The sequence below is a fragment of the Vagococcus silagei genome, from assembly GCF_004795745.1.
In the GTDB taxonomy this organism is placed as follows: domain Bacteria; phylum Bacillota; class Bacilli; order Lactobacillales; family Vagococcaceae; genus Vagococcus; species Vagococcus silagei.
Genome location: NZ_SDGV01000015.1, coordinates 29,060 through 50,134, shown reverse-complemented (window position 1 = coordinate 50,134; position 21,075 = coordinate 29,060). Strand labels below are relative to the sequence as shown.

The 21,075-nt window shown below is 35.3% G+C and carries 14 protein-coding genes; 3 read left to right on the top strand and 11 right to left on the bottom strand.

Going from position 1 to position 21,075, the window contains the following annotated elements; translation table 11 throughout:
- Window positions 1-85: 85 nt before the first annotated feature.
- The 11 genes from ESZ54_RS06605 to ESZ54_RS06555 form a co-directional block, all read right to left on the bottom strand.
- Entirely contained in the window at window positions 86-5,491 is a 5,406-nt protein-coding gene (locus ESZ54_RS06605) for an Ig-like domain-containing protein (protein ID WP_136136878.1), read from the bottom strand.
- Between the two features lie 17 nt (window positions 5,492-5,508).
- Complete coding sequence (locus ESZ54_RS06600; RefSeq protein ID WP_136136877.1) at window positions 5,509-6,480, bottom strand: hypothetical protein; 972 nt, start codon at window positions 6,478-6,480, stop codon at window positions 5,509-5,511.
- 228 nt (window positions 6,481-6,708) lie between these two features.
- The gene (locus tag ESZ54_RS06595; RefSeq protein WP_239433761.1) at window positions 6,709-7,653 is read right to left on the bottom strand and encodes an RluA family pseudouridine synthase; all 945 of its coding nucleotides are present in this window, start codon (window positions 7,651-7,653) and stop codon (window positions 6,709-6,711) included.
- A gap of 146 nt (window positions 7,654-7,799) precedes the next feature.
- Window positions 7,800-8,165, bottom strand: a complete 366-nt coding sequence (locus ESZ54_RS06590) for a hypothetical protein (protein ID WP_162615120.1) — start codon at window positions 8,163-8,165, stop codon at window positions 7,800-7,802.
- A gap of 391 nt (window positions 8,166-8,556) precedes the next feature.
- Window positions 8,557-9,723: a CynX/NimT family MFS transporter gene (locus ESZ54_RS06585; protein ID WP_239433760.1), complete on the bottom strand. Its 1,167-nt coding sequence runs from the start codon at window positions 9,721-9,723 to the stop codon at window positions 8,557-8,559.
- A 63-nt stretch (window positions 9,724-9,786) separates the two neighbouring features.
- A complete protein-coding gene (locus tag ESZ54_RS06580; protein ID WP_162615119.1) occupies window positions 9,787-10,341 on the bottom strand; it encodes a helix-turn-helix domain-containing protein in 555 nt (184 codons plus the stop codon).
- A 306-nt stretch (window positions 10,342-10,647) separates the two neighbouring features.
- A complete protein-coding gene (locus ESZ54_RS06575; RefSeq protein ID WP_136136873.1) occupies window positions 10,648-11,922 on the bottom strand; it encodes a dicarboxylate/amino acid:cation symporter in 1,275 nt (424 codons plus the stop codon).
- On the bottom strand, window positions 11,891-12,820 hold the full coding sequence (arcC, locus tag ESZ54_RS06570) for a carbamate kinase (RefSeq protein ID WP_136136872.1): 930 nt from the start codon (window positions 12,818-12,820) through the stop codon (window positions 11,891-11,893). Before arcC ends, ESZ54_RS06575 begins: the two co-directional genes overlap by 32 nt.
- A gap of 20 nt (window positions 12,821-12,840) precedes the next feature.
- Complete coding sequence (locus tag ESZ54_RS06565; RefSeq protein WP_136136871.1) at window positions 12,841-14,088, bottom strand: MFS transporter; 1,248 nt, start codon at window positions 14,086-14,088, stop codon at window positions 12,841-12,843.
- A gap of 21 nt (window positions 14,089-14,109) precedes the next feature.
- On the bottom strand, window positions 14,110-14,739 hold the full coding sequence (locus ESZ54_RS06560; protein WP_136136870.1) for an oxamate carbamoyltransferase subunit AllH family protein: 630 nt from the start codon (window positions 14,737-14,739) through the stop codon (window positions 14,110-14,112).
- A gap of 178 nt (window positions 14,740-14,917) precedes the next feature.
- Window positions 14,918-17,926 carry a bifunctional FdrA/YlbE family protein gene (locus tag ESZ54_RS06555; RefSeq protein ID WP_136136869.1) on the bottom strand — a complete coding sequence of 1,003 codons (3,009 nt, stop codon included), beginning with the start codon at window positions 17,924-17,926 and terminating at the stop codon, window positions 14,918-14,920.
- Window positions 17,927-18,044: 118 nt separating this feature from the next.
- Between ESZ54_RS06555 and ESZ54_RS06550 the strand changes: the two genes are divergently transcribed.
- From ESZ54_RS06550 to ESZ54_RS06540, 3 genes are all read left to right on the top strand, one after another.
- Window positions 18,045-19,616: a PucR family transcriptional regulator gene (locus tag ESZ54_RS06550; protein WP_136136868.1), complete on the top strand. Its 1,572-nt coding sequence runs from the start codon at window positions 18,045-18,047 to the stop codon at window positions 19,614-19,616.
- Complete coding sequence (locus tag ESZ54_RS06545; protein ID WP_136136867.1) at window positions 19,613-20,416, top strand: alpha/beta hydrolase; 804 nt, start codon at window positions 19,613-19,615, stop codon at window positions 20,414-20,416. The genes ESZ54_RS06550 and ESZ54_RS06545 overlap by 4 nt, the downstream gene beginning before the upstream one ends.
- A 160-nt stretch (window positions 20,417-20,576) precedes the next feature.
- Window positions 20,577-21,032 (top strand): MarR family winged helix-turn-helix transcriptional regulator, encoded by a 456-nt coding sequence (locus ESZ54_RS06540; RefSeq protein WP_136136866.1) that lies wholly within the window; start codon window positions 20,577-20,579, stop codon window positions 21,030-21,032.
- Window positions 21,033-21,075 lie beyond the last annotated feature (43 nt).

Genomic DNA, 21,075 nt, shown 5'->3' with positions numbered 1-21,075 from the left:
AACGATCCTCCCACTATGAATTCTCGTGATTACAGCTTGTTAAAACCCAAGTCTGGCAAAAAATTGCCAGACTTAGTCATTTATTTTATGCTTTATTTCTTTTCTTTACACACACAATACCACAAAGGAGTAACGTAACTCCAATGATTATTGGTACAAATGTTTGTGTTTCATTTGTTTTCGGTAAAGTTTTACCACTTTGATTTCCTTTAGAGACCACTCCGCCTCCATTACCATTTAAATTATTATTTGGTGTTTTGACATTATCACTTTCAGGTGTTGTGGCTGGAATTTTTGGTTCTTCTTTAACTTCTTTTGCTTCTTCTAATCCATCGATTGCTTTTTGTAACTCAGTGACCATCGCATCGATTGTTTTTTGTTCAACATCTTTTTTCGTTAGTAATAACTGTGCTTTAACAATTGCATTTTGAAGAGTCTCAGCACTTTGTTTAGTAAAGACATGATCTTTGCTTGGTTTGACTTCCTGCGCTTTTTTAACAATCTCTGCTAAAACTTGTTTATTCACTGTTATAGTTTCTTCTGGTATTTCTTTCATTTCAGCAATTGCAGTCTTAATTTCTTTAATCATTTTATCTACTTCAGCTTGGGTAGGATTTGTTGATTCTACGATTTCTTTTGCTATTTTAATTATTTTAGCTAAGTTTTGCTGACTTTTTTCAGTAAAGACGTTTCCAGCACTTGGCTTTAAGTTTTCGGCTTTTGCAATCATTTTTTCAAGTTCTGCTTTATTAACTTTACTTGGTTTGACTACTTCTTCTTTTAATTGGTCCATTGCTTTTTGAAGTTCACTAACCATTGCATCAATTTCGTTTTGAGTGCTGTTTGTTTCATTGATTAGTTTTTTAGCTCTCGTAATCGCTTGATCGAGTACATTTTTACTAGCTGCAGTAAACTCATAGTTCACACTTGGTTTTACAGCTTGTGCTTTTTTAACGAGTTCACTAAGAATCGTTTTATCAACTACAGGTTTTAAGCTTTCTTCTTTTAACTGATCCATTGCTTTTTGGAGCTCAAGCACCATAGCATCAATCACTGCTTGGGTTGACATTTGACCATCAAGAATCGTTTGCGCTTTTAGGATAGCTTTTTCAAAAATTTCTCGTGTTTCAGCTGTAAATACATGACCTGTACTTGGTTTCTTATCTAGAGCTGCACGCATGATTTTTCTAAGTTCTGCTTTATCGGTTGTTGCTTCAGTAATTTCTTCTTCTTCCATTGCGTCAATCACTGTTTGTAACGCATTAACCATTTCATTAACTTCAGCCTGAGTTGCTGTTTTTGAAGCCATTACTAAATCTGCTTTAGCCAATTCAGATTCTAATTTATGCTGAGAGTCTTCTGTAAAGACGTGACCTGTACTTGGAGTTAACTGTTTTGCTTGATTAATTATTTTTTTCAATTCTTCTTTGTCAACTGTCGTTGGTGAGATTGGTAGTTCACTTAGTCCATCAAGTGCAGTTTGTAATTCAACCACCATTTCATCAAGTTCGACTTGTGTCATTTCTGGCTGATTAAGCAATGCTTTAGCTTTTGCAATTGCTTGATCTAATGCTTCTTTAGATGCACTTGTAAAGGCATGACCTTGACTAGGTTGACGTTTTTCAGCTGCCAAAATTAAGGTCGTTAAAGGTGCTTTATTGATTACTGCCTCTGCCACTTCTAAAGTAAAACTATTTTTAACCGTTTCAACTCTCGTACTTACTGCTGTTACTTTGTATTTGCCTAAAGTTGTTTCTCTAGTTGTGACAATTTCACCAGCTTCAGATATGACAGGTAAAACTGAATTTTCATTTGCTTCCAGTGGTTCAATCGACCATTTGACCGCCGAGCTCCACTCATCTGTTTTTGTAAATGGTTCTTCTCCAGCAACCCTATAAGTAACTGGCTGTGTTTCTCCAGCTGTCACCAAAACAGTTTCTTCCGTGAAAGAAATTTTTTTTGGTTTAGGATGTGTTTGAACTTTTTGCGTTGGTTTTTCTTCATTAGGGTTTGTGACACCTGTTGGTAACTTAACTGCTCCTGGGAAATTATATTCTCCAGGTGCACTATTTTCATTATAGTTACTTACATCATCATCCCACCCTGTGACTTCTACTTCTACTTCTTCACCTGATTCAAGAGTTGCCATCACTTTTTTCGGCATTCCTAACGCACCACGACCTAAACCAACAACACGGTCTAATTTAGGTAATGCTTTAAAACTCTTGATGACATTTCCTTTGACATCAATTGTCGCAACAACAGGTAAACTAACGCCTGACGCTTTACCAAGAACTTTATAAGTACCGTCTTTAGTAAAGCTTACTTTTGCTTGCTCGCCCCAGTCTACTTTTACTTCCTTTTTCGTTTCATTTGTGTAAGTTACCATTACTTTTTCTGGTAAAGTGACTTCTTCACCTGGTTTAGCTTTGATATTAATTGCTTCAACTTCCTTTTCATACACGTTTGAAAGATATAGTTTTGGTGCCAACGTCGTCGCACTCATCTCGATATCTTGAGGGAAGTTCGCTGGTAATTTTAGCGTGCCATTTTCGAAATCACGATAAGCTTGTGCAGCACCTTTAAGAGAAAATGCATCGAATCCAGCATTGTCTCGATCAAAATTAGTTACTTTACTCATTGGTATTGTCACTAAGAAACTCACATCTTCAACTGAATCATCTAATTCAGCAAGGTAATGGCTTACGTCGATATCAATCGCATGACCATTATCAATAATTTGACTATTCTTGTATTCTTTATGAGAAACTGGTTTTAACTCCGTGTAATTTGGAATGCTGTCATCAGGGTTTTTACTTGAAACTTCAGCATTTCCTGGTGCATTATTCCATGTTAATGCTTGATCAGTCCATTGGTTGCCTACACCATAAACATCAAGCGCAAAACCTGTATTTCGCAATTGTTCTTCCGTTGTGCCACCCGCACCATTCCATGCATCATAACGGCTTACAAAAATTCGAATATTTGCATCTTTGATTTGATTCATCTTACCTTGATAATCTTTAAGATTAAACTTAACTAAGAAACGACGATTATATGGTGCTGAACCGGCATTTTTCAATTTCAGAACATAGTTATCTGAATAAGATAAGCCAAATGGCGCTTTATAAGCATCTTTTGCACTTGGTTTGCTAACTGCACCTTGTTTTGCTCCATAAGCATCATTCGGATTACCTTTTTGAATAAAGGCAGCGTCTTTAGCAACATAGTGAGCCGATTCTGCGCCCGTTCCCGCTTCACCCGTCACAGTCACTTCAGCCTTAGCAACGGCTGTTTCTTTACTTAATCCTGCTACCGTACCAGATACATCAAATTTTCCGGCTTGCATATATTTATCTTTAGCGATAATATCCCAAGTTACTGCTTTTTTCTCTTTACGTTCATTCACGATATCCCCATAAGTTTCTTTAATTGTGACATCGACTTTATTTGGTAGTTCAGGATAAACACCTGCTAATGTTTTAACTTTAATTGGATTGACTTTAACTTCTTTTTTTTTCTTCACGTTCGAGACTTGATGTGCACCGATATCTGGCGCACGATCTTTGATACTATTACCAAAGAAATCTTCTTCTGGCTGATTTGGAATCACAGTACCAGACGCAATCGCCGGACTATCATCTGAAATTTTAAAACCTTTTGTACGTTCACGTAATTTGCTCACTGAAGTAAAGTCCTGCACACTGTCAGTTTCAACATTCAATGCTGTTTGTTCTTGAGCATTTAAGTCTGCAACTAAACTTTGATCTTCATTAATTAATAATTTTGGTTTTACAAATTTATTATTTGATTTTTCTAAAATATCTTTAGTCGCGCCACTTTTTTCTGAAGCAACACTTTCGGGCCAAATAATATTATTCTTGATATATTTTTCAGGATTGTTCCCTAATTTTCTTTCAATCGCATCGCTACCATTCGTTGGATTTGCAGCAAGGAATTTCAAACTTCCTGAACCTTCTTTATATAAAATATTGTTGTAGAAATGCGCTATTGTACCGCTATTATCACCACTGTTTCCTTCACCAAATAAAGAAGTTGAAACGCCATCACCAACATAAATAGTATTGTTATGAATTAGCGGCATTGCACGGCCTTCACTTTTTACCCAATAATGGAAAATACTTTGTTCTTTGTAATTATAGCCACTTCCGCCACCTTTATCAGCGTTTGTCCCTTTATTGCCTCCACCATCATTCGCACTGATATTGTAACGAACAATTGAGTCCGCTTGACTGTTCATAAGTAATAAGAACCCACCGCTATTATGATGGCTATAGTTATACTGATAAATGACATTGCTACATTGCATATCAATATCATAGGCTTCCGCATCATTATATCCATAAACAATTCCGTAAACTTCATTATATTGGAATAGGGCATTGTCATTTGACATCGACCAAACTGCTGCGTAATTATGCGTTCCATAATCAGCATTAGCAGCACGTTTTGAAACATTTCCTTCAACAACACCATCACTTGCTACCTCACTAAGAACAATCGCATCTCCTGAAATATCTTCAAGATAGTTATTACGAATTGTGATGTTGCTAAATTTTTTATGGAAGGTATTTGCAACCGAAGTATCAGCATCCCCTTTTGTTCGGATGCCTTCCAAACCAACACGTTTCACAATATTATTTTCAATCAAGACATCATTAAAACCAGTCGTACTTCTATGATCACCGGCATTTAAAACGACGTTACCATCTTCATCCACCCAATGCCCTAGGACGATAATTCCGCCAACAGCTTTCAAGCGTTTCGTCTCGCGACTGCCTGATAATTTTAAGTAATATTCAGATTGAACATCATGGACATAGTTGTTTCGAACTTTGACATTATTAAACGTTCTATTTTGTTCATGACCAAGCAAAAGGATACCCACACGTTGTGCGTCACCAGGTTTTTTATAACCTTCTTTGTTGTCCAATTCTGGTGTATTTGTTACTTCTAAATTTTGAATTTCCCAATGTTCTTGATTTACTAATTGAACCGCACCTGTAACATAACGTTTAAATTTACCAGTTCCATAAGTTCCGTCACCGTGAATGGTTGGACGTTTGTTGGACTTAAACGTTGCTTTACCTTCGGAACCTTTCACATAAAAATCTAACTTAATAGTTGCGTCTTTTGTTCCACTTCCTTTTGGATGTAGAATTTGACCACGCCAAGTACTACCAGCTTCTAATAAAATATGGTCACCAGGTTGGAAAGTAGTTGCAGATACTTTTTCTAGACTTTTCCAAGCTGTTTCCGGAGATAGACCATCTGAGGTATCTTCTCCATTTTGACCATCGACAAAATATGTTTTTCCTTGTTTGGATAAACCGACTGAACTAAGTTCAGTCGTTAGTTGTTTCTCTAGCGGTTCTTCCGCGGCATGAACAGGCAACGTAAACGAACCGATACTAACTAAAGTTAAGCACATTATGGCAAGATAATTGATTAATTTAATTATTTTTTTCACTTGTGATACTCCTTAATTTATTTTTTGTTTTTGTAATAATCATTCATTAAATCCACTAATGGTTCTTTTGTCTCAAACTTTAAGGTTTTCATTCTTGTGCTAATTTTGTTATCTAGTTGATCATTTAAATACTTGTTTTTAGCTAAATCTGGTGCCTCTTGCTGTGTTAATTCTCCGCCTCCTTTTTTACTAATAATATAAAAGTATTGCCCCTCTTTTAACCCCTCAATTAAATCTCCTTTTACTTTATTTACTAAAACTTCAGCTAGGGCCAGCTGATAAGTATCCTCTTTTTGGATATTCTGACTATCTAATGTCCATTCTTTGATGACACTATCAGAATATTTTGCTTGAAACTGGCTTTGTATTTCCTCAACTGTCGAAGTACCATTTTGTTTAAAAAATGATATCAGTTCCATTTTATTTTCGTTAAAAAAATTCATTTCAACACCACTAATTTCAAATGGTTTTGTTTTATATTTTTTATCTAGTTGATTAAATGCTTGGTATAAATCTTTTTCTGAAGGTGGATTTACTTTATTGATATTTTTCATCAACATATCTTTACCATCAGAAACTTGATTTTTTATTTCGCCATAAGCACCATTTAACTGTTTCAATGAGTGCTCTTTTTGGGTCGGTTTTTCTTTATCAATTTTTTCTAGTTCTGTTAAAACCGCATAGTCATACAACATCTCTGCTTCAACTTTCTCTCTTAACGCATTGATAATTTCCTTTTGTTCTGCTGATTCTTGTTTCAGTAAATCATCACCATAACTTGTCAATTTGTTTTCCTTAGCATATTGATTTAAGACTATGCCTTCATTTTCTGAAAGATAAAGCTCTAATATTTTGTCTGAAATCGAAAAATCACCGATTTTTCCAACCTCTGTTTCCTTGTTTTCAGTTCGTCGTGTAAGTATAAAAAATAAACTCACCGTAACAACCATAATTAAGACCAAAAAAATAAGCGATTTACGATTTTTCATTGGTAATCCCCCTCAATAAAACATATTTTTGAAACGCTTTCATTAATTTTACTATTTTTTATTAAAATTTACAACAATTCTTTATTTTTTACTAAAATAACTAATTAAGAAGCTTGTTATTAAACATAAAAAAATAATTCATTGCATCCTTAATGGGTGTGTGTTGTTACTTTACACAAAAAAATAACTCTTTAAAAGAAGTTCTTCTTTTAAAGAGCTAACAAATATTTAACTATGCTTAAAGGTTTTTTGAAATTTCTTAGGGATACTTGATTTGAAACTCATTTTTTTACCAGTTGTTGGATGAATCATCACTAGTGTTGAGGCGTGTAATCCTAGACGTTTCATTGGATTACTTGTTGCACCGTACTTCTTATCACCTACAATTGGATGCCCTAAATCTTGCATATGCACGCGAATTTGATTCTTGCGTCCCGTTTCAAGATTGACCTCCAATAAACTAAAATTACTATTTTGTTTTACCAATTGATAATGAGTAATAGCTTTTTTACCACCATTATCGGTTTGATTTGAATACATTTTATAAGTTTTGCTCTCTTTTAGCCATGATTCAATCGTACCAGAATCACGTGTCACTTTCCCTTCAACAAGTGCTGTATATGTTCTTTCAAGCACGACCTTGTTCCAATTTTCTTGAAGTTGATGTTTAACCTTCTCACTTCTTGCAAAGACCATTACACCTGACGTATCACGGTCTAAACGATGGACAACATAAACGCGATTATTAACATGAGCTTGTTTTACATAATTCATCAATTGGCGGTGTACAGTTAATTCTGGTCCTTTATTTGTTGCAATTGATAACAAGCCGGCTTCTTTTTCGACAACAATAATATCATCATCTTCATAGAGTACTGTGACACCTTCTAATGCCATTTCTTTAATGAAACTTTGATTGCTTTCAATTGAGACCACCTGTCCAGGCTTTAACTCATAGTTATGTTGCGTGATTGATTTACCATCAACAGCAACTTGACCACGTGTCAAAATTGATTTAATCGCATTGCGACTTCTTGATGTTAACGTTTCTCTAAGGAATGGTAATAATTCTACCGCCTCCTTGACTTGATATTGTTCTGATCGTTCGTCACGTTTAGGCTTAAACTGCTTTTTATTTTTTACATTTTTTTTATTTTTTTGGTTTATTTTCACTGATTCACAACTCTTCCTCTTCACAAATTTTAACTTGATACGACTAGCTTCGTGTCTTACTTTATCATACTTTAGCGAAAAAACATAAGGATACTTGTTGATTTTAGATCATATCACTTTTCATAGTTAAAATCAGAATAATTTTTCTAATTATTGGGTCCAAATGAGACAACATTCCACTGTTCTTCTTTCTTCAAAATACATGTCCAGTTGTAAAGCGTAAATGAATTTAAGGTCCCCGATTTAAATCCAGTCCAAAATTTAACTTCTACCCCTACAAACTGATCTTGGTTTGCTTGGGACTTTAGTTTTTCCTCTGTTAAATATGCCATAACTAGCTGACTAGATTTTTCAGTAGAGAGTGATAGGGAAATCAGATGTCCAATTTCCATTGTGTCATTAAATTCATTTTTAACACTAGCTAGTACCTCTTTATGTTCTCTTTCTGGAAGCAAATTATCCGAGGTCATACTTACAAAACTAAACTTATAAATCAAAATAATTAACACCATACCAATAAGACAAATAAACAGACTTTTTTTAGATACCAGTTCTCTCACTCCTAAATTTACATATTCTATCGTTCATAATATATAAGTTAAATCATCATGTACAGATGATTTACCCACTCTTTACCGAATTTTATATATTTATTTTTTATTTCCAATTTCGAAAAGAGGTTGTGACAGAAGTGTTCAGCTTCAAGAAATAAGAAGAAGCTACTTCTGTGACACCGTTTAGTTTGTAAAAAAAGACTGTGACGTACTCATCTCACAGTCTCCCTTAATTGCAAATCAACATTGTCACAGAGATAATTTTAACGGAATTATGCTAAGCCTTCTGCCACAATGTCGATTCTTACATACAGTTTATTTCATGCAATTTATTTTTATCATTTTATCTTTATGCTATCACTTCGTCTGAACCAGCTTTTAATCCAACCAATAAGAAGATAATCACAACCCCAATTAATACAAAAAGTGAAATTTGCCAATTACCTGTTTGATCATATAAAAAGCCAAATAGGAATGGACCGACGGCTGCTAATAAATACCCCATCGATTGTGCCATACCTGAAAGTTCTGCTGCTTCACCAGCAGTTGTCGTGCGTAAATTAAAGAACATCATCACAAGACCGAAGGCAATACCACCTGCAACACCTAACGAAATAATCGCAAGTGTTGTTACAAAACCTTGACCAAACATTAAACCAAAAATACCAATTACATAGAATCCAAAATTGATGATGACAAACAATTTTTGATTGCTGACTTTTTCAGCAACGATTGGCACAATAAATGTTAATGGTAAAATCGTCAATTGTAATAATGAAAGCATACTACCAGCTTTGGCAGCACTCACTCCTTGGTCTGCAAGGATTTGTGGTAACCATGCTACTAAAGCATAAAACACAAATGATTGAATTCCCATAAACAAAGTAACACACCAAGCCAATGGTGAATTCCAAACAGACACTTCATTCGTTGCAACAATTTTACGCTCTGTTTTATCACGTTTTTTTAATTGCGGTAACCAGACAACAATTGAGATCATCGTTAAAATCGCCCAAATAGACAGGGCTTTATTCCATGTCATACCTAAATTTGTCACTAGTGGAATACTAACTCCAGAAGCAATTGCCCCAGCTAAATTCATGCTGACTGAAAACAGTCCTGTCACAAGTCCACTATTGTGATAAAATTCTTTTTTGACTAATCCTGGAATTAGTACATTACAAATCGCAATGCCACAGCCTAAAATAGATGTGCCGACAAACAGCGTTAAGATGCTCGGAATGAAACGAACGCCCATTCCAAATAAAATAGTCAATAGTGCACCAAAAATAGTGCGTTCAATTGAAAAACGAGCTGCAATCTTTGGCGCAAGAGGTGATACGATTGCAAATGCGACTAATGGGATTGTTGTCACTAACCCATTTTGTGCGGCTGAAAGATGTAAATCTTCAGCTAATATACTTGCTAAAGGGCCAACTGATGTAATTGGCGCTCTTAAATTTGTTGAGACAATAATAATACCTAGCAGTAAAATATAGTTCTTTTTCTTTTCCATGTCATTCCCCTTTACTAAAAAACACATAATATAATGTATGCAACATACATTATATTATGTGTTTTAGTATTTGACAACTATATTAAGTAAAATATCTTCATTCGTATCATTTATGTAATCATGAGCTAATCCAGAATCAAAATTGATCGAATCATACTCATCTAAGCGATAAGTTTGATTACCAACTTTTAACAATAGGCTTCCTTTCATCACGGTAATAACTTCTGTCGTATTTTTACTTTGGTGTCTTTCCTGATGTGTCGCTTTAGCTTTTAAACAGACACGAAAAACATCAATTTTATCTTCTTGAAAAACGGGTTGGATTAACCAGCCTGTCGCCAAGTCACTGATGAAATGTGTCGTTTCTAATTTTGATACTTCTGTTGTTGGTTGTGCATACCCCACCAATTGAGTGAGTGTAATGTCCAATGCTTCGGCTAGTTTCCAAAGGACATTAATCGTCGGATTTGAGCGACCATTTTCAAGATTACTAATTGTAATCCCACTAACTCCTGAGAGATTGGCAAGTTGTTCCATGGTAAGCCCCTTATTTTTTCTTAAATCACGTAAATTTTTCCCCATCTGATTAATCAATGTCAAATCGTCATTCATTACCATTTTGCATCCTCCCATATTATTCTAAAACTTCCTGTTTCTTCTAATAGTATACCTTAATCTGTGAAAAAATGAATAAAAAATAATAGGAAAACATTGATACTCACGCGCTTCCCTTCACCTTATTTAATATTTTTTTCTTCACACTACCGCAAATTTATCTTTTACTGATAATAATTGAAAGTCTTTTAACACAAGGTTTGATAGTATGTCTTAAAAAAAAACTTTATTTTATACTCAATTCTCCTTTTTTTAAAATACTAAAAAAGCTTTTTCGCCATGAATAAAAGACGAAAAAGCTTTTTTAATTTAGTTTAATGATTCACCATTAAAGATGCGATGGTCTAATTCATCGACAGAACTTGCAACAAGGACTGCTGAAAAGACATCTGAACTCACGTTTAAGACTGCGCGAAGCATGCCTACAAACCATTCAACACCTGCAAAAACGGCAATACTTTCAATTGGAAGTCCCATCTGAGGCACAATAACAGCAAGCGAAACAATGCCAGCTCCAGGTACAACTGCATTTGCCAGTGAGACAAAAGTAGCAACGACTGCGACTGTAATTAATTCGGTAAAGCTGAAGTTAAAGTGGTACATCTGAGCAATTGTAATCACTGTAATCGCCATATGCATTGCCGATCCATTACTGTTGAGTGACATACCTAGTGGTAAAACTAAATTTGTCACATTTGAGCTAATCCCTATTTTCTCTTGAGACTCTTCCATTGCAACAGGTAATGTTATAGCTGATGAAGTTGTCGCAAGTGACATGATCAACATGTCCTTCATGTTTCTGATTAAACGAATTGGATTGATACGACAAGATACCATTAAAACTAATACCCATAGAATCATGAAGAGCAATGTTGCCACGCCATAAACAAGTAAATATTTCAATAAAGAATAAATGACTTGCATGCCTAAAGAGCTAATTGTTGAAGCGATTAAAGCAAAAATACCGATTGGCGCAAAAAACATCACATAGCGAATGACTTGAATGATCACTTCATTGAAATCAATAATTAATATTAACAATTGTGAATTTGGATGTTGATATAAATAATAATTCAACGCAATTCCAAAAAACATGGCAAACAAAATGATTTGAATGACCGCACCATCCGTTAGTGCTTTAAAAATATTGTCTGGTATAAAGTTCAATAGTGTTTCCGATAATGAAATTTCTTGGACTTTTGCACTCGCTCCATTCGCCGTTGAAATTGACATTCCTTGACCTGGTTTAAATAATACTCCGGCTAACACACCCCAAAGAGCAGCGATAAAAGAAGATAGTCCAAACACAAGCATTGTTTTGCCACCAAGTGTGGTCAATTCTCTTTTATTTATACTCCCTACAGCTTGAATCACTTGACCTAAAATCAAGACTGGAATCGCCATCTGCATTAAGCGTAAAAATAAGTCGCCCACTATTTTTACATTTTTTCCAATATTTGGAAAGATTAAACCGCAAGCAATTCCCAATATCACCGCAATGACAATCTGCGTCGTCATCGATACTTTTCTTTTTCCCACAACGATCCCCTCTTTACTTATGAATAATAGTCCCAACTTTTTCATTCATTTTGGCTAAATTCTCAATCGATGTAATCACTGCGGTACGGTTTTCACCTGATTTAACAAAATCAATCGCAGCTTCAATTTTAGGTAACATACTACCTGCAGCAAAATGACCTTCACTTACATATTGCTCAGCTTCAGAAACACTAATTTCAGTTAATGCTTTTTGAGCTGGTGTATTAAAGTGAATGTAAATATTATCAACGCCTGTTAAGATAATCAAACGATCTGCTTGTACGTCTTCAGCTAAAACTTTAGCCGAGAAGTCTTTATCGTTAACAGCTTCAATGCCAACAAGTTGATTTCCTTCTTGATAAACAGGAATTCCGCCACCACCAGCACAAACTGTTAAAACATCAGCAGCGATTAAAGCTTGAACTGCTTCTTTTTCGACAATTGCTTTTGGCATTGGTGAAGGCACAACTTTACGGTAACCTCTTCCTGAGTCTTCAATATAAACAGAACCATCTTGACTTAACACATCTGCTTCTTCTTTTGAGTAGAATGGACCCACTGGTTTTGTTGGATTACTTAAAGCCGGATCTGCTTTATCAACTAAAACTTGCGTGACCATTGACGTAACTGTTTGTTGTTGACCACGTTTTAAAAATTCATTAGCTAGCGCATTTTGAATCCAATAACCGATACTGCCTTGCGTCATTGCACCACATGAATCTAATTTTAGTTGTGGATTTTTTTCACTTTCGCCGGCTTGTTGTTGTAATAATAAGTTACCAACTTGTGGACCGTTTCCGTGACAAACAACAACTTTTTCACCTGTTGTCACAAAATCAGCAATATATTTAGCTGCTTCAGCGACAACTTGCTTTTGTCCATTGTCAGTTGGATCTGTATCTAAAATCGCATTTCCACCTAAGGCAATTACATTTAATCCCATTTAATTCTTCCTATTCTTTCTTAAATTTTTTGTGTTTTTTTGTCATTTGCTAAAATTGCAAAGGCAATTAAACCAATCACAAGTAAAATACATGATAAGTAGAAACCAACTTGCATTGACCCTAATTGATCTGATAAGTAACCTGTTAAGTATGGTGCCAAGATTGAACCTGACATACCAATGAAGTTATAGGCACTTAAAGTTGTTCCCAGTGAATTTGCTGGCGCATTTTTAGCAACAAATGTCACGACAATTGGGTCCAAAGCTAATTTTCCAGTTAATCCATATAAAATTAAGAAGAAAATTAAAAGTGATCTATTGGTAACAAAGGCAATTGAAAAAACTGAAAGTGTTGCTAATGGTACCAAGATATAAACAAGTTTTTTAGTTGCCCCTGTTTTATCGTTAATTCGCGCAAAAATTAAAGCTCCCGGAATTGATGCCCATGGTACAAGTGAAGCGATAAAACCAACGCTAGCGCCTTCGAACCCACGTTCAGCAATTAAGAATTGAGGTAACCAAGTGATAATAACAAAGTTTGCATAAATACTAGTAAAACATAAAATAAATGATGCCAATAAATTGCGGTTTGAGAAGATTTCTTTTAATGAAATTTTTTCTTTTGTTTCTGTTTGTGCTGCTTGTTTTGCTTCTTCACCTGGTTGCACAACTTTTTCTTTAAGCATTGTGTAGAAAATAACTGACATAATGATTGTTGGAATTGCCATCATAAAGAATGGTTTACTCCAGTGCGCGCCATTTTCTAAAACCATTTTACTTGATAGTAAGTAACCACCAGATGTACCAAAGGCCATCCCACTATTGATAATCGCATTCCCAATTGTTCGTTTGCTTTCAGGAATCGCTTCTGTTGATAATGCATATTGCGGACCATAGTAAGCCCCTTGACCCATACCTGCAATTGCGCGAATCACTAAGAACATCACGAATGTTGTCGCAATACCACTTAAATAAGTACTAATTGCTAAAACAACAAAACCTAATGAAATAACAATTTTACGACCAATTTTATCGCCCATCATCCCTGAAGGAATTTGGAAAATTGCATATGTTAAGAAGAAAATACTATTCGCAAGACCTAACTGCGTATTGCTTAAATTAAATTCTTGACCGACTACACCCATAATTGGGTTAAAAATTGTTCGTGTTGCATACATTAAAATCCAACCAACAAAGAAAATAGCAACTGTCTTAATCCAATAGTTTTGACTCACCTGAACGGGTGCTTTTTGTTTTAGATTTTCCATAATAACCTCTCTTTTCTTTCTTCACACTTGTTTTTCAAGTGCGAGTAACATTCCAAACAACATATCTTTTCCAGATGTATGTCCAATTGACATGATTTTTTTTATTTGTGTCTCAATTTGTGAGACTGATTGATGCTCTAAATTTTGTAATAAATCATATACATAAGAGTTAACGTAACCATTTAGCGCTGCATCTAGATAAGCAGCACTAACATCCGTTGTTGTTCGTGTTGAAAGTTCGAGAGCAGTCTTAAAATCAATCACTGCTCCTTCACTTCCTAAAACACGTAACATCGTTAAGTAAGCAACCAAAATATCATCCCCACTTGGAGTTAAACCTCGGCCTCGGCCAATAAAATACTCACACAACTGTGTTGCATTGGTTTCTTTTTCATCTGCTTGTTTCATTTGAGCAAAGAATGTCTCTGTTTCCGCTTCAATCATAAGTCCAATCTGATTTTCAAGTTGCAATGCTTCCAATTGGTTTTTTAGCATTAAAGCGGCTGTTTCAGTCACTGTTCCTGATTCGACACGCAGGTGACTAGTAACAGCTGCTTGTAGATTAACGGTTATTATTCCTTGATAACTGTAAAAATGCAGTTGGTCAGCGTGAATTTTAACCAAGCTGTTCTCTGAGATAAATGTTATCACTTGAGAAAACAGTTCATTTGGAAGATAGATTCCAAAACTTGAAAGATAATCTGAATGATTTGTGATATTGACGAGTTGGGAGCCTATTTTGATATTGAAAGAGTGCTCAAAAATACTATGCACTCTTCCAACACTTCCAAAACGATCCAATGGATTTAAATAATCGCTAATCTTAAGTTTAGTCAACTACAATGCCTAATTTTTCAGCATAGGCTTCAAGCGCTTTTTCGAAACAGCCTAAAGGTGCGCGAACTGTACCCGCTCCAACTTGACCAACACCAGCTTCTTTATGGGCAATCCCTGTATTTATCACTGGTGTAATTCCTGTTTCAACGACTTTACGAATATCAATTCCTAAACAAGTACCTTGGAAATTCCAAGTTGGAATGGTAAAGGTTGGGTTATGTCCTAAACAGATTTGTGCCATTTCATTTGATGTTGCAAGGGCATCATCAAAGCCACCAGCTCCAACAAATCGTGTCACACCTGGAGCAGCAATCATTGCCATTCCACCAACACCAATTGTTTCAGTAATCGCACTATCACCAACGTCTGGGTTACCATCTTCTTCAGTAAAGCCTGTGAAGTATAATCCTTTTGGTGTATTAACTGGTGCTGTATGCCAATCATTTCCTGTTTCAGCAATTCGAACACCAAAGTCCACACCATTACGTGTCATTGTTGTTACAACAGTACCTAAAGTATCCTTACGAGCGCCGTCAACAATTGCTTTACCTGTTGCCATCATGACATTTAAGAAGAATTGATCAGTATCAGCTAAGAACTTAATTACTTCGTATTTTTCACTTTCTGGTGCATCAGTTTTAATAATTAATGGTGCTAACTCTTTTAAGAAGTTTAATGAAGCCGCCATATTTCTTTGGTGGAATTCATCGCCCATTGTAATTGAACGCGCAATTAAAACGTTCAAGTTTAAACCTTCTTCTGTTAACGCTAAAGCTTTCGCTAAAGTTGGTGCTAATGTATCTTTAATCCAATCTAGACGCGTAATTACTTCTTCAGAATAAGCGCCGAAACGAAGTACTTTACCAATACCTTCATTTAAAATACAGTAAGCTTGGTTGCCTTCAAGGCGGTTTTCAACAACGAAAACTGGCATATTGCTTGATGTAATGCCACCCATTGGTCCAACAGCTTGAACGTGATGACATGGCATAAAGCGAACATCGCCGCGTGCTAATAAACTTTCTGCTTCTTCTTCTGTTTCTGCCCAACGTTCAAATAAAGCAGCACCAATACATGACCCTTTCATTGGTCCTGTCATTTGGTCCCAAGTAATTGGTGGTCCAGCATGAAGTAATGTTTTTTGAGCTTCATTTAACTCAGGAATAACAGTCTTAGCTGGTACAACATCAATTAAGAATGGTTGCGCATTTTTCATTTTGTCGAGAACTTTTTGGTTTTCAGCATCAATCATTTCTTTGTGAGCATCTAAAGCATCAAGAATTTTAATCATTTTCTTATTACCATTAGCACGTGGACGCCAATTAAATTGTTCTGATTGGCCACCATAAGTAAGGATTGATTCATTGAAATTTTGTAAACCAACGTTAATAATACGAGGTTTTGTTGTTAATAATTCCATCACTTTTTCACTTACTTCTGGCACTTCGATTGTTGTACCAGCGTAAGGTTTTACTTCTTTGTCTGCTTCTGTAATTTCAATGCCTTTAAGTAATAAAGCAAGTTGAACAGCTTTTGCATTACTTTCAGCAATTAAAACACCAGCCTCTTTCAAGCGTTTCACTGCATCTTGGTAGTTTTGAGGATCTTTCTCAGTTCCACAAACAGTTGCAACAAAGTATAAATCGCGCATTTCAGCAGCTGCACTTTCTTGAGCCGCTTTAATCGCCGGTAATAAAGCACTTACCATATCTTCGTGCGCACCGTAACCTAAAACAACATCAAAAAGAATGATGCCTGTTTGGCTATCTTTTGCGTATTGTTCAATTTTTTCAATCCGAACTTCTGGTGCAATCATTGGGTGAGGGCGACCTTGGGTATAGATATCGTCACCTAAGTCAATCACGTCATAACCATGTGAGTGAAGCACGTAGCCTTCTTGTTTCACTAAACCTTCTAAGCTCAAAGCTTCAGAAATCATCATGCCAGCTTCAGATGCTAATGTTCCACCTGAATAAAGGCCTTTAACTACTTTATCTTCTGCCAATGTTTGAACTTCTGGTGCATCTACTTTTTCAAAGTAGTTTGCTTTAACTGCTTCGTCATTCGCTAAGTCAACCGCAATATGCGCAGCTTCTTCAAGCGTATGAGCAAGATATAATTTACCTTCATGCGATTCTGGTTTTTCACCTAAGAAAATAGCAACGACTGGTTTTGTGATACTTTGTAATAATTGAACCACTTCGTCACGAACTTCTTTTGCAGGTGGTTTTGAGATCACACAGATCACGTCTGTTGGTGCATGGTGTTCTAAAGCTACAATTGCATCTTTCATTGTTGTTGCGCCAACTTTGTCACTTAAATCGCGACCACCAGTTCCGATTGCATGAACCACACCGCCACCTAAACGGTCAATAATAGTTGTTACTTCTTGAATCCCCGTTCCTGAAGCACCAACAACACCAATGTTTCCAGGAGAAACAACGTTTGTGAAGGCTAATGGGATACTAGAGATGATACCTGTTCCGCAGTCTGGTCCCATCATTAGTAATCCTTTTTTATGCGCTAGTTTTTTTAAGCGAACTTCGTCTTCTAAAGGAATATTGTCTGTAAATGAAAAGACATGTAAGTTATGATTTAAAGCTTTTTCCATTTCGCTAGCTCCGTATTCACCAGGAATACTAAACAATGCCATGTTTGCATCAGGTAAACCTTCTAAAGCTTCTTGCCAAGAAGTAGCCGCTTTTTTCTCACTTGCACTATCATTTGATGATAAATCATCTAAGAATGAATGAATTTCTGGTAATACTTCATCCATGATTGCTTCATCATCACTCTCAACAACAATCATTAAGTCATTAGCAGAAGCTTCTTGAGCTTCGCTTGTTAATAGATTTGTGTTGTTCAGAATATCTTTGTTTGCATCTGTCCCCATCATAATTTGACTCATAATCACTGAGTCAAAATCATTGATTCGATTCGTTAAAAGCATTAAGTTAATCGAATCTTGATAGTTGTTTTTCAAAATTACAGTTTGTAACATTTTGATTCCTCCATTTCTTAATTCACCGTCATTGTAGCAAGTGATGTTTTCGTTTACATTGGATAAAAGTCTAAAAAAATGCTATACTTTTTATCCATAAAGGGAAAAGAGGGATAACATGCGTTTGAAAGAATTGCTTGAAATCGAAATTTTAAAGAGCTGTAAAATCCTAACTGAAGAGATTGGCTTGGATAATCCTGTGGAATCTGTGATGGTCTTAGAAGCGTTAGATATCGAAAATTGGAGTAAGAGAAATCAACTGATTCTAACTTCTTTTTATGCGTTTAAAAAAATTGATGCTGCAGAATTACGAGACTTTTTTAAGAAGATGACTCAAATCGGTGTGAGTGGCTTAGTTGTCAAAATGGATCGCTTAATCACAATGATTCCAACCTGGATGATTGAACTGAGTTTTGAATATCAAGTGCCGCTCATCAAAATGCAACAAGATGTGAGTTATGAAGCCATTATGCTTGCTGTTTACGAGCCTATTATTAATCAACAGTCACATTTATTGCGTACTTACTACGACGTGCGTCAACGCTTTATGCAAGTTGACCGTTATTCTTCAACTTTCGACCAAATCATGACCGAATTTTTTGAACTAATTGGTAACCCCTGTACGTTACAAATACCTTGTTTGGATGTTAATTTAACCTTTGGCGAATCTTTTGAAAACTACGTCGTTTGCGATAAGAAACCCATGAAAACAATCGCTTTTACCAAAAATGATTATGATTATTTACAATTATTTTCAGATAAAGCCAATCACTATACAACTGCTGTCCAAACTAATATTCCTAACCCCTTCGATGAAACTTGTATTCTGACGGTCTATCATAAATCAGCTGAAATTCCTGAATACAAAGTCATGATTTTAGAAAACGTCATTGATGCCATCTATGAACAAATGCAAGCTGAATATCTCATTAAGCAAGACCGCTTTACCAAATTGAATCATCTTGCTGATGCAATTTTACAAAATACACCAAGTAATCTGGCCGAACTTGATAAATTGCTGATTGAAGGAAAAATGGCTGATTTTCCAAATTATCAGTGTGTTGCCTTTTCAACAGAAGGTCTTAAGGATATTTATAATAAAAAATTGATTATCAAGAAATTACGTTCGCTGAAACAGAACTATCTTTACTTTGAACACCATCACTATCTTGTGATTCTATATAATTTTAATCATGACCAAATCACCAAGAAAAAACTCTTAGCACTTTTTGATGAAAAACACCTTGAAGAACAAGAGGCTGTACTGGCGATTAGTCGTGTCAAAACGAAAGAACAACTACATGATATTCTTGCTGAATGTTTAGATATGATTCAATTCAATCAACAATTTTATCTAGGATCGATTATTGATTACCATGACTTAGGTATCTTTAATGCTTTTATTAAACATCATCAAATTGATCAACTTGATGCAATTGTGCCAAATAACCTCTATCAGCTTGGCGAAGAAAACCCTGAGTTGTTCGATACCTTTTACACCTTTTTTGAAGTTAATCGGAATTATAAACAAGCGGCAGAAAAATTATTTTTACACCCTAAAACAATCCGTTATCGTTTAAATAAAATTCAAGATCTTTTAGAGATTGATTTGACAAATCCAATTCAGATGGTAAATTATGAAATCGGAACGTACTTAATTTATCTAAAGAAACGGAGTCAAAAAAAATGACAACTGAAATCCAGATTACCTCAGGCGCAAAAGCAACACTATATCCAGTTAAAGAATCGTCAAAATACGTTATCTATTTTCACGGTGGTGGCTTTGTTTATGGCTCAAGACATGATATTCCCCAAGCCCTGATAGAGGTTTTTCATCATGCCAATTTAAACGTGATTGCACTCGATTACTTATTAGCACCAAACACTGCACTTGAAAATATCATCACAACAGCCACTCAAGATTGTCTAGAGCTCATCACGCAGACAATTAAGGAGCAACCCTTTATTTTTTGCGGCCGTTCAGCTGGTAGCTACTTAATGCAAGCTGTAACAAAATGCTTAAATGCTCAGAAAGAATCGATACCAAAAGCTTTGATCAATTTTTATGGCTACAGTGACCTCGACAATATTGATCAAAAACGAGAATTAGTGCCACAAAAAATCACACCTGACATGATTAAAACTTTTGATCTGACAACAACAGTTTGGGATGACCCAACGTTACAACGTTCATTGTTATATTATTATGCAGTACAAGAACAATTATTATCAGATTACTACCAAGTAAAAAATAACGAAAAAGCATTCAAATTATCAAAAGAAGATATTCTTAATTTACCACCAACGTTTGGTAGTGCTAGTTCAACTGATGCGGAAGTTCCCTTTTACTATAGCAAGGCACTCAAACGCTCACCTCAAGACAAATTTGTTGCAGTGTATGACCTTGAGCATGACTTTCTAAAGGAGACGACAAATCCTCAAGTCATAAAAGTCTTCACTCAACTAGCAAAATGGCTAGAGTCACTTTAAATAATTAAATAAGACACCTCAATTTTTAAAGTTGAGATGTCTTATTTAGTTGCAGTTAAAAAATAGTTCTTTTACAAAGGGGATTATTGTTTTTGACTAGCAAAAAAGTTAAAATCTTGCTATATTTAGTTAGTTAAACTAACTATTAAGGAGGATATTGATGGAACAAACATTAAACTTTCAAATTTACCAGACTTTACATTCTATTTCACGTAACATGCATCACTTGGCTCATTATATCGGCGACCAACAAGGTGATATGCAACAACTTGGTCGTTCGCTAAACTATATTAACGACCATAAAAATGTAACCGCAAAAGATATTGCTGCCTTTTACAATATCAAATCTTCTTCCGCAACAGTTAAAGTTAATAAATTAGTTGAAGAAGGTTATGTTGAAAAAACACGTGATACTAAAGACTTAAGAGTCTACTTTCTAAACCTAACCGAAAAAGGAATCAAGAAACGTAACGCAATCAATCAAGATACAACAACACTTATCGAAGACCTTTTCGATGATTTAACCGAAAATCAAAAGCGCGTGCTTTTCGATGAGTTGCAACTCATTGAGCATCGTTTAGAATCTAAAAAAAATAATCAAACTTCAGACAACTAATGACTTGACTTTTGATGACAACTGATTATAATTTAACTAGTTA